The sequence below is a fragment of the Pedobacter kyonggii genome (assembly GCF_004310665.1).
GTDB classification, from domain to species: Bacteria; Bacteroidota; Bacteroidia; order Sphingobacteriales; family Sphingobacteriaceae; genus Pedobacter; species Pedobacter kyonggii.
On sequence record NZ_SIXF01000006.1, the window covers coordinates 135,927 to 151,198 of the forward strand.

The 15,272-nt window shown below is 38.3% G+C and carries 11 protein-coding genes; 5 read left to right on the forward strand and 6 right to left on the reverse strand.

Annotation, left to right across the window (positions count from 1 at the left end):
* Positions 1-31: 31 nt before the first annotated feature.
* Complete coding sequence (locus EYS08_RS08790; RefSeq protein WP_131029676.1) at positions 32-919, reverse strand: helix-turn-helix domain-containing protein; 888 nt, start codon at positions 917-919, stop codon at positions 32-34.
* Between the two features lie 486 nt (positions 920-1,405).
* On the opposite strand from EYS08_RS08790, the gene EYS08_RS08795 reads away from it, so the two are divergent.
* On the forward strand, positions 1,406-2,560 hold the full coding sequence (locus EYS08_RS08795; RefSeq protein WP_131029677.1) for a hypothetical protein: 1,155 nt from the start codon (positions 1,406-1,408) through the stop codon (positions 2,558-2,560).
* A 133-nt stretch (positions 2,561-2,693) separates the two neighbouring features.
* Here EYS08_RS08795 and EYS08_RS08800 read toward each other — a convergent pair whose 3' ends face one another.
* Positions 2,694-3,014, reverse strand: a complete 321-nt coding sequence (locus EYS08_RS08800) for a hypothetical protein (RefSeq protein ID WP_131029678.1) — start codon at positions 3,012-3,014, stop codon at positions 2,694-2,696.
* A 94-nt stretch (positions 3,015-3,108) separates the two neighbouring features.
* On the opposite strand from EYS08_RS08800, the gene EYS08_RS08805 reads away from it, so the two are divergent.
* Both EYS08_RS08805 and EYS08_RS08810 read left to right on the forward strand, forming a co-directional pair.
* Positions 3,109-4,179 (forward strand): sensor histidine kinase, encoded by a 1,071-nt coding sequence (locus tag EYS08_RS08805; protein WP_131029679.1) that lies wholly within the window; start codon positions 3,109-3,111, stop codon positions 4,177-4,179.
* A 720-nt stretch (positions 4,180-4,899) separates the two neighbouring features.
* Positions 4,900-6,723: a M60 family metallopeptidase gene (locus EYS08_RS08810; protein WP_131029680.1), complete on the forward strand. Its 1,824-nt coding sequence runs from the start codon at positions 4,900-4,902 to the stop codon at positions 6,721-6,723.
* Between the two features lie 177 nt (positions 6,724-6,900).
* Here EYS08_RS08810 and EYS08_RS08815 read toward each other — a convergent pair whose 3' ends face one another.
* Positions 6,901-7,131, reverse strand: a complete 231-nt coding sequence (locus EYS08_RS08815) for a hypothetical protein (RefSeq protein WP_131029681.1) — start codon at positions 7,129-7,131, stop codon at positions 6,901-6,903.
* Between the two features lie 249 nt (positions 7,132-7,380).
* Between EYS08_RS08815 and EYS08_RS08820 the strand changes: the two genes are divergently transcribed.
* Both EYS08_RS08820 and EYS08_RS08825 read left to right on the forward strand, forming a co-directional pair.
* Positions 7,381-8,064 carry a phosphatase PAP2 family protein gene (locus tag EYS08_RS08820; RefSeq protein WP_131029682.1) on the forward strand — a complete coding sequence of 228 codons (684 nt, stop codon included), beginning with the start codon at positions 7,381-7,383 and terminating at the stop codon, positions 8,062-8,064.
* Between the two features lie 164 nt (positions 8,065-8,228).
* Complete coding sequence (locus EYS08_RS08825) at positions 8,229-9,182, forward strand: alpha/beta hydrolase (RefSeq protein WP_131029683.1); 954 nt, start codon at positions 8,229-8,231, stop codon at positions 9,180-9,182.
* 20 nt (positions 9,183-9,202) lie between these two features.
* On the opposite strand, the gene EYS08_RS08830 is transcribed toward EYS08_RS08825, so the two are convergent.
* The 3 genes from EYS08_RS08830 to EYS08_RS08840 all read right to left on the reverse strand — a co-directional run bounded on the left by EYS08_RS08830 (position 9,203) and on the right by EYS08_RS08840 (position 15,235).
* Positions 9,203-10,018: an endonuclease/exonuclease/phosphatase family protein gene (locus tag EYS08_RS08830; RefSeq protein ID WP_208745827.1), complete on the reverse strand. Its 816-nt coding sequence runs from the start codon at positions 10,016-10,018 to the stop codon at positions 9,203-9,205.
* Positions 10,019-10,149: 131 nt separating this feature from the next.
* Complete coding sequence (locus EYS08_RS08835; protein WP_131029684.1) at positions 10,150-11,856, reverse strand: RagB/SusD family nutrient uptake outer membrane protein; 1,707 nt, start codon at positions 11,854-11,856, stop codon at positions 10,150-10,152.
* Positions 11,857-11,863: 7 nt separating this feature from the next.
* The gene (locus EYS08_RS08840) at positions 11,864-15,235 is read right to left on the reverse strand and encodes a TonB-dependent receptor (RefSeq protein ID WP_131029685.1); all 3,372 of its coding nucleotides are present in this window, start codon (positions 15,233-15,235) and stop codon (positions 11,864-11,866) included.
* Positions 15,236-15,272: the final 37 nt, after the last annotated feature.

Here is a 15,272-nt window from a genome sequence, read left to right on the forward strand (position 1 = left end):
GGCAATATTAACATCCGTAAAAATATTTAGTTTAATGGTTAAAACCGACCTGATATATCTGTTTCTTATATATGCTGGGTGCCATGCCGGTTAACTTTTTGAAGGTTTTAGAAAAGTAGGAAAGATTATCAAATCCGGTTTGGGCGCAAATCTCTGAATATGACATTCTGCTTGTCGCCATTAGGTACTGTGCCCGTTCAACGCGTTTTTCGTTTATATAATTCAAAGGTCTGGTTCCCGTATACTGTTTAAACTGTCTTGAAAAATAATCGGGATTTTGATTTACACGAGAAGCAAGCTGATATACAGAAAGGTCTGCGTGTAAATTGATAAGGATATAATTTAAAGTTTCTGCAATTTTTATCGGTATAACCTTGTGTTCCGGACTTTTAAAAAGCTGGGGATTTAGGAACCTGGCGGTTAACAGCATCAGGATTCCCTGGGTTTCCAGATACGCCGAAGTGTTCTGCTGGTTGTTAAGCTCCTGATATTCTTTATAATAAATATCTTTCTCGTAGATTTTAGGATTATCTGACCGGTTTATTCCTCTTCCAGGATTAATCTGGAGCAACCTGCCAAAAAGATTAAGGTCTATTTCAGTGGCCTTTGTTTTCAATACATTTCTGTTATTGGCAAAAAGTGAACTTCCATCTGTAGAATCCTCAAAAAACTGGACAAAATACTGGCCCAGAGAATTCTTACAATTTAAATTACATAGCGTGAAACTGGGAACAATATATAAATAGCCAGGCTCTAGCTTTAGCAAGCTTTCAGCATCTGATATTTCACCCTCTCCCTCATCTATATAGTAAATACGGTAGTACGGGCTGATCACATTTCTATAATTCCATTTGGCGTTAAGTCGCACATAGTCAACATTAAGAAGTGAAAAACTATGCCGTAAGTTTCTTTTGATCATCTCAACTACAAATATGCAAACTACCTTAATATCTTTACACGTATGCGTAAGATTTCAAATATAATAAAAATCGGTTTTTTACAAATACCCCTTTTCAATTAAATATGAAAGAGGATAAAACTGAGGGAACCAGTTTAAGGAAAGCACTTAAAATAATTGCAATCAAGCACCCTCAAAAAGAACTTAAGTCCTTTTTTCTATAACGATACTTTTTTAAAACGAAAAAAGGCTACCAAAAGATCCGATAGAATAGAAATCAATAACCCTGACTACAGATGTAAGAAAACACAAAAAGTCGGTTTTTAACAAAAAAAATCGGATTAGGTCATTGTTTTGAGATTATTTCATATCAATTCTTAAAACTGAAGCACTACTAACAAAAAAAGCGTTAAAATTAAGTATCACCACGCTAACGGTTCGTTTTACCACGCTAATACAAAAACATGAAAGTAAAAGCTTAGAATTAAGCAATTGGCTACTAAGCAAATGATGTATGAACTTATAAGTTTCAGGGAAATAATTTTAGATGCCCTTACTACAGGAACAGCATATAAATGGCCACATAAGGAACTGCAAGATGAAATCTTAAAGGAAAGTAAACGGATATTCAGCTCCATTCAGCATAATATCACACAAATAGAGCCAGATGATAGATCAAGGACTTATTTAACACAACATCAAAGGGGATTGATTCAATTAATAGATGAATTAGAAGCTATGGTGGACCGGGAGATCCCCAATGCAGATCAGAAAAACAAAACTGAAGAAATTAATAGCGTAGTAAATTTACTCAACCAGATGGTTTTGGACCTTCAGCAGTATTTGCCATATTATTTCGACCATCATAGCCCTGTCTCTATAATTACCCAGAAACAACTCCTATTAAATATTGCAGAAAATTCCAGCCAGATTCTAAAAAACCTTGAAGAACTGCAGACCGATAATGAAACCAACGCGGTTTTTACGCACATCTTTGAATACCTAAATAGCGGTATAAGCCGTTTCACTTTTGAACAGGCCGGATATCTGCATGATTTTTTCGAATCACTTAAAATAGAGCTAAAGAAATTTGCAGCCCCTTTACAAATGCCGGAGATTATCCTACTGCTTACCTCCTTAAATTTCAATCATCCATCTTTTTATCATTCTTGCTGCAGTCATTTTAACCATGAACTTCAACAGTGCGAAAACATTAGCGAGCAATATAGATTAATCCATTTCTTTAAAAAGTTAATTGGGCAGGTCTTTAAAATGATAAGTAAACCATATAATATAAATTTGCCCGATATTGATGAATCGCTGCTAAGGTATCTGGAAGGTGAGATCAGCTACCTCAAATCAATTGACACTATAGCCGAAGACTTGAATTCTGGTTGTATTTTGGACAGCAATTTTAAAGTAAACTTTACCGTAAGGCAGCTCGCTGTATTCATAAATCTACAAGTTGAGGCCGGTATCATCACAAGCCAAAGCCCCAAGACATTACATCAATATGTTACGAAACATTATAGTACTATAGAAAAAGATAACATATCAGAAAAAAGCTTTAAAAATGTTTACTATGGAAATGCGGGAAAGGATGTTGAAAAAGTGATCGACAAAATTGTCGCCATGTTGGCCATTGCCCATGAAAAATACTAACTAAGAAGATGTAACAGATCCTTCCGGTGTAAAAAATCAACAAATTCAAAATACCAGTGCTCTGAATAATCATCCAGCTCATGTAGTTCTTTTTGAGGGGTCCCGATAATATCTTGAAGCGTAAAAAAACCCATTAGCTTACTTCTGAGCTTAAAATTCTCGGATAGTGAGAGTTCTGCAATTGGCAGGTTGAGGAGAAAGTGATTTGATTGGGAAAAACTATCCATAAAAAAGCGTGGGTTAACCCGATATCCGCTTTAGAGGCACCGCAAAATGCCCAGACACAAGATAAACAGGCACCCACGCGTAGCGTAGGCAACCATCTATTTTTTCCTGTGTCTTTTGAAGTTTTGCGGTTTTCTAAAACAGTAAAATAGCGTTTGCTTGCTGCTTTTTGTGAACGGAAAACAAATGCAGTTTTCCGGGTCGATTTTAGGTCTGTAATTCTTTTCATAAACGAAAATTAGCCCTACCAAAACCCAAAAAAGACTACATTACGCAAAGCAATTATTGACTGTTGTGAAACCGAATTTTAACTTAAAAACAAAATGAAATACTGGCTAAAAAATTATCGCTGGCATATTATTGCATGGACTATTTTCATTCTTTATGAATATATACTGGTCTCGTTGATCCTTAAAATAAATGCTCCTATATTAATCTATTGCATTCATTACATTATCAATATAACACTTTTCTATATCCATGCAGAATTGGTACTAGGAAGAGGTCTGAAACCACAAAAACCCGCTTATTTAAGTATCATTATATTCACAATACTTGAAGTGTGTATGTATACTATTGTGTCATACCTTGCAGATAGTTTGCTTTCAAAAACTATCACACTTTCTATTGGTAAACTGGCGGTTACAGACTGGAAGTTTATGTCTTCAACACTATGGCGGGGAATTTACTTCATGTTATTTTCAACAGCTTACTATTTTATTAAAAGTTATATCCACCAGAAACATCGGGCAACCAAACTGGAAAAAGAAGCAATTGAAGAAATGTTGAAGCAAAAGCAAATAACGCTTGAACTGGCTAATGCTAAAAATGCCTACCTCAAAGCACAGATCAATCCCCATTTCTTGTTCAATACCTTAACCTATATATATAACAGTACGCATAAGAGTGAACCCAGGGCTGCAGAAGCTGTACGTTACCTTTCAAAACTGATGCGTTACGCATTAGAATGCGAACATGGTCCGGAAATTATGCCACTGGAAACAGAGATCCATCAAGTTGAAAACCTTCTTCTCCTTAGCAGAATAAAGCAGCCTGACTTATTTATAGATTTTAATTATGATCAGAAAACCGAATCTACAGAGATAATTCCATTACTCTTACTTAGCCTAACCGAAAATATGGTTAAACATGGTAACCTCAGCCAACCGGAAGATCCCGGAAAGATTATGGTAAAGTTGCAGGAAGGGCTGTTTAGCATTCAAACAAGTAACCTCATTAATACAGGCCTCAACGATACAGGTTTCCATACAGGCCTTGAAAATATCCGGCAAAGACTGCTTCATACCTATGCAAATAGGGCAGAGATCTCTTCCGGACTGAGAGGTAATTATTTTGAAGTGCTAATTACCATCAACCTGGCAGAAGCTCATTAATTTTCCTATGATTTCCTGCCGATTCCTTATAAAACAAAAAAAAGTTTAATCTGATGGTAGATTAGGTAAAAAAACATCTAAAATTCTTTACTCCAAACTATATCCAATAAAAAACAATAGAAGTTGTCACAAAAAAGGCAGCCTCTATCCAAATAGCAAAAGAATGTATTTTCAACCGCTCAGTTAATGCCTACCATTCTTGGCGGCTACCGTAGTTTGATTCTGATTATGGGCTATACTTGGATTCAACCAGCTGCTTATTAAGGTTGCTTACACAAAGTATATGTCTCCCATGTCTTAAGGCTTGCCTTCAAGTTAATTAGTAGCTGGCTAAATCAATTCCTTTGGTTTCTTCCTAATTTGCTGGTTTGGTTAGTGAACCTTAATCGCTTTCTGAACAATTAAAAGTTTGCCATGGTGGCAATCTATTTTAGTAATGCACTAATTGCTGTTTCGTAATCAAGATTAAGGTTACAATGGTTCAACGTTAAAGCATATATAGCGGTTTACTGTAATAATCAGGCGAATCAAACGTTTGCGCAGTCTTTTTCATTTTATTTAAATGTAATTATGGATACATTGTATTGACATTTTAAACAGACTTAGATTAATTTATTTCAGGGTTTAAACTGGCGAACTAACATTACAGTAAAAATTATCACCGTAATCCATTACTGGAATATGGCTACCTATAACCAAATATTTACTAAAACCTAAAAAATGAAAAAACAATTATTAATCTTAACCGTTTCGGCGATTGTAGGTCTTTCGGCCTGTAAAAAAACGGCTGTATTACAAGAAGAAGTTGTAAACAGCAAAAAAACTATGGCTAGTGTCAGCGTGCAATCCCTCACTCAAACCAATGTTTTTAATGTCACCGAAAAAATTAGTGCATCAATCGAAAGGGACCGCCTAAAAAATGGATACTATTTAACCGATTTTACTGCAACCGGTTTATACATGGCTCCGGGTGCTACTTTAGATATCACCGTAGAACAAACCGCTGGAACCCGCCTGCCAAAATTATTAATTGGTACCTATTCTAGATATGGTACCTGGAATACCCAGCCCACATCCGTACAGTTAACGGCAGGTACCAATACCATTACCAACGCTGTTGGCGGCTTATTATGGATCAGGTACACCAATTCTACAACTGGCTCTACCGCTAAATTAACTTTTAATAGCGGTTACCAATACGCTCCATATTACAAACTTGGCGTAACAACCAATTCAGACTGGATTAATCAATTACAAACCTACACTACTCCTGATGTTGTTTTGGAAGGCTCAAATTGCTTTATCGTAGTATCACGAACTAAGGCAATACAGTACCAAGCAGAAGACCAGAGTGCTATATTGAATAAAATTACGCAGGTTATTGCGCTAGAGGATGATTTGAACGGCTTAGACAACTCTTTGCCTGCACATGCGAAAAATGTGCATACCTATCTTTTAACACAGCATGAAGATCCAGCCTATTACTTTTTCGCTTATGATTACCGCACGGCTTATATCACCTCGGATGTTAATGCCATTTTAACATTAAGTGCAGTGGGTACCAATGGCTGGGGCTTATGGCACGAATTAGGCCACCAGCACCAAATGATGTGGCGTTGGGGTGCGCTGGGTGAGGTTTCGGTAAATCTTTATAGTTTATACGTGCAGCGTACGCTTACACCATCTATCAACAGGTTGGTAAACGATGGCGTTTGGCCAAAAGCTCTTACCTATCTGGGAAAAGCTGAGGGAACCAAAGATTATAACGGATCAACAAGTTATACCAATCCTTTAACCGATCTGTTTATCAGGCTCTGCATGTTTCAACAATTAACCTTAGCCTATGGTGATAATTTTTACAGAACCCTGGCCAAAAATATGCGTGTTGAAAATCCAACCTTAGCTAATGATGATGCCAGGATGCGCTATTTCATGCTGAAGGCTTGCAATATATCGGGCAAAAACTTAAGTACTTTCTTCCAAAAATGGGGTTTGAATTTATCTACTCCAGCAGCCACAACTCAAATATATGCAGACATGGCAGCTTTGGGTTTACCAGCGCCAAGCACTGACCCATCTACCCTACAAGATAATGTTGCACCTTTAACCGAATTAAGTAAAACTGGCTGGAGCATCAATTCTTTCAGCTCTGAAGAAACCAGCGGCGAAGGAGCCATCAATGGCAGGGCTGCTACTTTAATCGATGGAAGCCACAGTACGTTCTGGCACTCACGCTGGACCACTTCTGCAGCAAGCTATCCGCACCAGGTTGTGATTGATTTAGGATCTTCGAAATCGGCAAACGGCTTAAGTTTAGTGCAAAGAAGCGGATTGAGCCGTGCGATTAAAAACTTTCAGGTTTTAACAAGTACCGATAATATAAATTTCACATCGGTAAACAATTATGTAGCTCAAAATGCTGCTGGAGTACAATATTTTGCATTTGGCAGCACCAAAACTTTAAGATACCTTAAGGTAATTATGAATTCTGCACAAGACGGTTTGCAGTATGCATCGCTAGCAGAGCTTGGTTTATACAATTAACAATTTGATAAAAAGAGGACTGATAGGTGGTCCTCTTTTTATTTATCGCTGGTACAACACATTGTCTTTTTGATTAATATTCACAGTCGAAAAGATATTACAAGTACAACGGAAACAGCATTTAATGATGAGCCTGATAGGCAGACTGAATATAAACCAGAAAATTGGTTTTTAGGCCTATAGGTTATTTACTTCAAAACCGCGATAGCTAAGCATTTCGGCATTATGTGAAACAATTAGGCGAAGTTTTAATCTTTCGATAATTGCTCTGGCCTGAGCAATATTTCTTTGCATATCGTTTATTCCCCTGATTTCGATTCCTCCAGACATTAGTTTAAATTTACTGGGCTCAAACTTATCAATAAACTGCTGAAGATCTGGGCTAACTATTACCTGATTGTTTTGCATAATCAATTATTAATTCTTTTGTACAAAAAAAGACAAAGCATTTTAACTTATCAGCGCTTTCATATTAACTTATTAAGAAATGTTAACAAAGGCTTTCTTCAAAATAACCACCTCGCAACGATAATTGAGTTTATTCCAATAAACTACAGATCTGTAAGAATTCTCAAAGCATACAGCATGACATAAATATGACATTCACTTAACTTTCAGATGATATTCAGCTAATAGTTTTGTTATAAAGAACAGGACATGCGTACGATAAAAAGATTGACCAAACTCAATTATTATTTCCTTACTGCCATATCAATACTCCTATTGGCGCTCCTTTTTAATTTTAGTTTTTCTAAAACAGATGGATTTCTCATTTTTAACCGTTTTCATCAAGCCTGGCTAGATGTTTTTTTTAAGTATATCACTAATTTCGGAGATGGTTTAATCACTATTCTAGCTGCAATTATTCTACTTGCACTCCGTAAAAAGAAAAAAGCAATGACTGTGGTTCTTGCTTATATTTATTCAGGGCTGCTTATTCAAATCGCAAAAAGGATATTCCACATGCCACGGCCTAAATATTTTTTCGAGCAGACTTTATTTCATTATACTCATTTTGTTGAAGGGGTAAACATGCATGATCAAAATTCTTTTCCTTCAGGCCATACCGCATCTGCTTTTGCCTTAGCTACAGTGTTGGTTTTAGTTTTCAAGAAAAATAAAATCTCATTTTACTGCTTATTTTTTGCTTTTTTAATCGGTTATTCGCGTATATACCTGGCTCAGCATTTCCTTATTGATGTAATTTTTGGGGCAATAACCGGTATAATCTGTGCTTTGATTAGTTATCATCAAGTATACGATCTTAAACTTTTCAGATCGGACAAAGTAAACAAAAGGTATAAACAGCTTAAAATCGCCAATCAGACCAACCCCATTTAAGTGAAAGAAATTCCAGTTAAACTTTGGCTTTTTATAGTAGCTATGTCTATAATCAAACTGTTTATCATATATTTAATTGCACTTGAGCTGAAAATGCAATAAATTAGCTTAGAAATCAAAGCCAATCCCATTTGGCCAATAGCGAACCTCTTCCTAAAAAATAGATGATGCCCAATAACAAAGTATATCCGCTAAGCTTGCTGTTTCTCACGCTTTTATTCAGTTCTCTATCCTCAATTGGGCAGATTGTACTCAAGGATAAAAAATACCACGTAAATACTAAAATATTTTCGCAAACAGATTCAGGCACACTAAAGTTAGATATTTATTACAGTGGTAAAATAACAGAAACTAAGCCAACAGTACTTTTTGTATTTGGTGGCGGCTTTGTAATGGGCCGCAGAGACAGTAAGTTATTTGATCAATACTTTAATACTTTGATAGGGCATGGTTTTAAAGTGGTGTCTGTAGACTATAGGTTAGGCCTTAAAGGAAAGAAATTTCCCAGTCCATTTAATACTTCAAACTTAAAAGCTGCTATTGATACCGCGACGACTGATGTTTTCGACGCAACAGCTTATCTGATCAAAAATGCAAAAGAACTTGGTATCGATACGGCTATGATCATCCTATCGGGATCAAGTGCGGGCGCTATTACTGCGCTACACGCCGACTATAACAAGCGGAATGCGACAGCGTTATCGGCTAAACTCCCACAGCATTTTCAATACAAAGGTGTAATTTCTTTTGCCGGGGCAATATTAAGTTATAAGGGGGCACCGAAATATATGATGCCACCAGCACCTACAATGCTTTTTCATGGCACAGCCGATAAACTTGTACCCTATAACAAAGTGAGATTACTTAACAGGGGCTTTTTTGGTTCCAAGTATCTGGCACGCACCTTCAGGAAAAATGGATATCCGTATTACTTTCAGTATGTACAAGATATGGGACACGAAATAGCAGGCTCACCAATGGTTGAAAACCTGCCTGATATTTTGTGGTTTATAGAAAATTACATCATTAAACAAAAGCGCTACTTTATGGAAGTAGATTTTAAAGATGCCGACAAAAAACCCACCTTTAGCATACCTCCTGCCTTAAAAAAGAGGTAGCGTAAATCGAATGGTTTCAGTTATTTTTCCAGCTCAAGCACAGCAACAATTGGTAAATGATCTGAGGCATAACGCTCAGGAACAACCTCGTGAGAAACAACTTTAAAAGGATTTCCTGTTTTAAAACCAATATGATCGATTGTTTTCCGTGGGTTAATCACAGGAATGGTAAAACCACAATCGCTACATGTTCTGGTAAAATTTGAATCGAATATTTTAATGCTTTCTGAACTCGGATCGGCGTTCAAGTCACCTGCAACAATTAACGGTAAGGTTTCTTTTTCTGCTAAGCGATTGATCTCTTTAGCCTGAAGGATACGGTTATCTTCCGGGCGTTGTGCATCAAGATGGGTAGAAGCAAAACGGATAAAAACTCCTTTGGCAATTTCGGCAGTTGCAATGGCCAAAACCCTTTGTTCTGCTTTGGCATCGTTATTTTTTGGTAACATAAAAGTCTGTTGTGCAGATAAAGGAAAACGTGATAAAATGGCTACGCCATAGTCGCCCCCATCATGGTCTATCGCTTTACCAAAATAAAAATTCATCTTCAATTTGGTGGCGAGCACAACAGCCTGATTAATACTGCCTGATCTTTTGGTATTCACATCTACTTCTTGTAAAGCTACAAAATCTGGTTTTTGTTCTGCTATCGCTTTGGCAATGGCATCAACATCGATAAGGCCCTCTTTCTCTTTTGATGGCGGATTACAATGGTGAAGGTTATAAGACATTACGCGCAGTACATTATTGCGCTTTGATTCAGCTTGTCTACTAATCTTAGGCGAACAAGCGCCTAAAAGGCATACAATTATTATTAAAAATGAGTATAATTTCATATCGGTTAAATTAAAAAAATAAAAAGAGGCTGTATTATAAAATTTAAATTTCTGTTCGAATGTACTTCCCGATAAATTGGGCAGCTACAGGATGACAGTTCTACATTAATGATACAGCCTCTTAAAATTATCTACCAGCCCGGATTTTGCCCCAGTACCGGATTGCGTTGTAATTGTGTAATTGGAATTGGCCAAAGATAATTTTTAGGAGCAACAAATTTCCTACCTGTGTTTACCACAAAATATCCGTTGGCATCTGTTGCGATGGTTGCTACATATTGCTGGTTAAAACTTTCAACCAAACTTTTCTTCATGCCCTTTACATCCTGAGCCAATAAATCGCCTTGTTTCCAGCGGAGTATGTCGTAATAACGCTGTCCTTCAAGTGCCAGTTCAACCCTTCTTTCCCGTCTGATTTCGGTCCTTAAATCTAACCCAGCCGCTGCAAGTTCGGTAATTACCATTCTTTTCATCCCTACACGGTCGCGCAACTTATTAATGGTATTATCAATATCGCTCTGCGTAAGTGTACCTTGTTCTAACCTGGCCTCTGCAAAAGTAAGCAGTACTTCTGCATAACGGATATGATGGATATCGTTCGAGTCCTGGCTAACCGTACCCACAGCCGCGACTTCTACATATTTGCTAAAGTAAAACCCAGTTCCTGTTATACACCCCTTTTTATCAGCATTCCATTTAGGCGTGCTAAATATCGGATTTGTAGTGGCATCGGCATCACCATCATCTTGCCCACCCCAAGCCCAACCAGGTGTTAATATGGTCTGATTCATGCGTGGATCTCTGTTTTTGAAGATATCAGCATAAGTGCTTTCGCTATACAACGGCGATTTATCTATTGGAAGCCCATCTGTACATAAATAACTATCTACCAACGATTTAGTTGGCGAGTAGCGACTCGTTTGATCGGGCACTTGGATTTCGCGACTGATGTTGTGCACACTTACTCCGGCAACATTCGGTCTTGCTAAAATGGTTTCTTTGTTGGCTCCCGCAGCTAATTTTCCTCTGTAGGTAAAAAGGTCGTTATAACATTTGGCTGGGCCACCAGCTGTATATAGCTGATAAACATTCAAATCCATTACTGATTTAGCGGAAGCCTCTGCAATGCTCCATTTTTCGAAAAAGAGCGCTACCCTGGCTTTCCAGGCAAATGCAGCACCTTTGGTAATTCGACCAAGATCTGCGGCAGTATAAGCAGTTGGAAGGCCTGCTGCCGCTGCATCTAAATCGGCAAAAACGAATTCGAGCACCTCTGCCCTTTTATTACGGGGACCAAATACTTCTTCATTGCTAATTTCGAGCGTTTTAGAGATTAACGGTACATCGCCGAAAAGGAAGATCAGATAAGTGTACATAAAAGCCCTTAAAAACCTTACTTCGCCTGCATACTGCGCCAAGGCGGTTGCACCGATATTAGAGGCTTTGGTGTAATTTTCGAGAAAATGGTTACAACGCCTGATGGCAGCATATAAATTTACCCATTCGGAGTTTAATGTACCAGAGGTAAAATCGTAATTACCTGCAGAAATGGCCTGATATTCTGAATTAGGTGGATAAATGGTATTGTCGCCCATGTTTTCCATGGAGATGGTATTATTGTTTCTTAAATTGCTATAACAGGCATTTACGGCCAGTTTTAATTGTTCTTCCGTTTTCCAGAAGCTGATATCGGTTACCGAATCTAGCGGTTCACGATCAAGGAATCCTTTTTTACAACTGGCTAAGAAAAAAGAAGGTATCAGTGCAGCACCGCCTAACAGCCCCGTTGCTTTTAAAAATGATCTGCGGCTGTTTATATATTGATTTTGATTTTTCATGGGTGGTTTATTTTAACTTAATCGAAAGACCGAAAATGAACGTTTTAACCTGAGGATATAATCCGCCGCTGGTTGCCTGCGATTCGGGATCATAAGCATAAAAGAAATTGGTATCGGTAAACAAGTTATCGGCCGAGGCGTAAACCCTTAGCCTATCGATATGAATTTTCTGCAAGAAATTTCCAGGGATAGTATAACCCAACTGCAGGTTTTTCACCCTTAAATAAGCAGCATCCTGCAACCAATAATCGGCCAATCTTCCGGTGTTACGGGTATCCTTATATACGAAACGTGGGTATGAACCTCCTGTATTTTGTGGGGTCCATCTATCCATGTGTACTTCTTGAGGAAATGCAGCATCGGCATTATAAGCATGTAAACCCACTCCGGTAATGTAGCCATTTGCCATACCTACCCCTTGTAAAAACACACTCAGATCAAAATTATGATAAGCAGCATCTAACCTGAAAGAATAATTATACCGAGGGTAAGCATCCCCGATTACCTCACGGTCTAAATCGGCACTAATCAAACCATCACCATTCAAATCACGGTATTTGAGATCGCCAGGTGCCACTTTACCTGCATCTGCAGCAAAGATTGGAAACTTTGGCACGTATTTCCCTGCGCCATCTTTGGTAAAATCAGCCTCCTGGGCTAATCCATCTGTGCGGTAACCATAAAAAGCATCAAGTGGCTGCCCTACCTGACGGATCCTGTCGCCAATGGTTGGGGGAACACCGCCTAAATCGGTAACGGTATTTTTGATGTCAAAAAACTGTCCGGTAATGCCATATTTAAAATTTCCGATCTTATCGTTCCAACCCAGGCTCAATTCATATCCTTTGTTTGATATGGCTCCTGCATTTTGATCAGGAACGGTAAGGCCTATTACATCAGGCTGTGGCACTTTAAGTTGAATATCTACCGTTTTTTTATTAAAGATATCTCCGGTAAAAGTAAGTCGGTTGTTAAAAAAGGCAAGATCCATACCCACATTGAGCATCGTTGCTTTTTCCCATCTTAACAATGGATTGGAGAGTATAGTCTGTGCAAAACCAGTAGTGAGGATATTGCCAATTGGCATGGTACCCACACTGGTTAATACTTTAATATATGGATACCATTCCGAATAGGCTGGTCCATCTGCTCCGTACTGATTACCCAATGATCCGTAAGAAGCGCGGATTTTACCATCGCTAAACCAGGCTCGGCTATTCTCTTTTATAAAGCTTTCTTCACTAAATCTCCATCCTGCAGAAACTGAAGGGAACACACCCCATTTTTTCCCAGGAGCATACCGCGAAGATCCATCATAGCGCATATTAAACTCTAGCAGATATTTTCCGGCATAATCATAATTAACTCTCGAAAAGAGCGATTGAAGTGCGTATTGATAGGCATCTCCAGTTGCTGTAGGATTCAATGAGCCAACATTCAGTACGGGTACCTCATCACTAACCAAATTGGTTTTAGCAGCAGAAAAAGCATCAAAACGATAGGTTTCTTGCTGATAACCACCGAGCAATTTAATATGATGTTCGCCTAAATTAAGCGAATAATCTGCCTGCATTGAGAAATTTTGCAGTGTGGTGGTAGTAGCAACTTCTCTTAAAGAGTTGTTTGGGTTTGTAGTATAAATAATCTTATCTGTTACCGGATTATAGTAATCGATCCTCCGATTAAATGTTCTTCTTTTTTGAGAACTGGCAATTAAACCATACTGTGATTTAAGATCCAAACCTTTTAGTAAATGCAAAGTTCCGGTAATATTAGAGGTAAATTCTTTAGAGAAAAAATTATTAAACCCGCCATCGGTAGCAATAGCTAAAGGATTACTAGATCCACCCCCATAACCCCAGGTACCAGTGGTAAACCGTACAGGTGTTAATGGCGAACTGGTAAATGCCGTATAAATAGCACCTCCACCACCTTCAGTATCGGCAGCAGGTTGGTTTTGGTTACGATCTAAATAACCCAAATTCACATCAACATCCAATAAGGAAAGTAGCTTTAAAGCCGATAGCTTTATCCTGGCATTGTTTTTTGCAAACTTATATTGATCGCCGGCAATTAGGCCATCCTGGTTTTCTCTTCCGTAAGAAAAATAATAATTAAAATCGCTGCTTCCTCCCTGCACGTTAATGCTGTGGTTCTGTTGAGGGGCATAATCTTTAATCAATGCATCTGTCCAGTTGGTATTGGCAAAATAATTAGGATCAGAACCGTTACGTGCAACCTCAACCTGGGCATCGGTATACGATTTTGGAAGACCTGCATTTATCTGTGCCTCGCCAAGCAGTGTCATATAGTCAACTGAACCTAACATTTTGGGCAAACGTGTTGGTGTTTGGAAACCATAATAACCGTTATACGAAATAACTGCTTTCTGATTAAACTTACCTTTTTTAGTGGTAACCAAAATCACCCCGTTCGCAGCCCTGGAGCCATATATTGACGAAGATGCTGCATCTTTAAGTACGGTTACACTTTCTATATCATCAGGATTGATCCAGTTCATATCTCCTGGTATACCATCAATCAGCACAAAAGGATTTGGATTATTGGTGGTTCCTGTTCCTCTTATCCTTAATGCTGAATGTGTGGCGCCTGGTTGCCCACTACCGCCGATTGTGGTAAGCCCGGTAATGGTACCCTGTAAGCCTGTAGAAACTGCCGTAATAGGCCTGTCTGCCAAAACTTTGGCATCAACCTGAGATATGGCTCCCGTAACATTTGCTTTGCGCTGCGTTCCATAACCAACAATAACCACATCATTCAGGCCAACGGTTGATGGTTTTAAACTGATGGTATACGTTGTTTGATCTCCAATGGTGAAATTGTAATCTTCATAACCTACCATCCGTACTTTTATTTTATCGCCAGCAAAAGCTACAATGCTAAATCGGCCCATATCATCAGATGACACTGCTTTTTTAGAACTTTCGTTCACAATACTTGCTCCAGGTATTGCTGCTCCGGTTTCATCAGTGATAGTTCCTTTAATATCCAGTTTTTGCGGTAATGCTTTTTTGGTAATTACAATGGTGTGCTGTTCAATGGCATAGCTTAGCGGCAGGTTTTCAAGACTTTTATCCATTACCTGCTGTATGGTCATATCTTTTACCGTTACATTGAAAGTTCCGGCCTCACCGATCATTTCGTTGTTGTACAAAAAATCATATCCGCTCTGCTTTTTAATTTCCTGAAAAATCTCTTTTAATGAAGCTCCTTTTAGCGAGAAGTTTATCTTCTGCGCATAAAGGGATGCCCTTACCTGGATGCAGAAGATTAATAATACGGCAATCGTTAGTCGCATCACTTTAAGTGGTTTTAGCAAGGAACTCAGCCTGGTTCTTTTTAAATAAAAAAAATTCATTTTGTATCGTTTGTTTAGTGGGTGGTTAATCCGTTTT

Coding starts and splice junctions, on each gene's coding strand:
- EYS08_RS08790 (WP_131029676.1), bottom strand. CDS start 919: ATGATCAAAAGAAACTTACGGCATAGTTTTTCACTTCTTAATGTTGAC.
- EYS08_RS08795 (WP_131029677.1), top strand. CDS start 1,406: ATGATGTATGAACTTATAAGTTTCAGGGAAATAATTTTAGATGCCCTT.
- EYS08_RS08800 (WP_131029678.1), bottom strand. CDS start 3,014: ATGAAAAGAATTACAGACCTAAAATCGACCCGGAAAACTGCATTTGTT.
- EYS08_RS08805 (WP_131029679.1), top strand. CDS start 3,109: ATGAAATACTGGCTAAAAAATTATCGCTGGCATATTATTGCATGGACT.
- EYS08_RS08810 (WP_131029680.1), top strand. CDS start 4,900: ATGAAAAAACAATTATTAATCTTAACCGTTTCGGCGATTGTAGGTCTT.
- EYS08_RS08815 (WP_131029681.1), bottom strand. CDS start 7,131: ATGCAAAACAATCAGGTAATAGTTAGCCCAGATCTTCAGCAGTTTATT.
- EYS08_RS08820 (WP_131029682.1), top strand. CDS start 7,381: ATGCGTACGATAAAAAGATTGACCAAACTCAATTATTATTTCCTTACT.
- EYS08_RS08825 (WP_131029683.1), top strand. CDS start 8,229: ATGATGCCCAATAACAAAGTATATCCGCTAAGCTTGCTGTTTCTCACG.
- EYS08_RS08830 (WP_208745827.1), bottom strand. CDS start 10,018: ATGAAATTATACTCATTTTTAATAATAATTGTATGCCTTTTAGGCGCT.
- EYS08_RS08835 (WP_131029684.1), bottom strand. CDS start 11,856: ATGAAAAATCAAAATCAATATATAAACAGCCGCAGATCATTTTTAAAA.
- EYS08_RS08840 (WP_131029685.1), bottom strand. CDS start 15,235: ATGAATTTTTTTTATTTAAAAAGAACCAGGCTGAGTTCCTTGCTAAAA.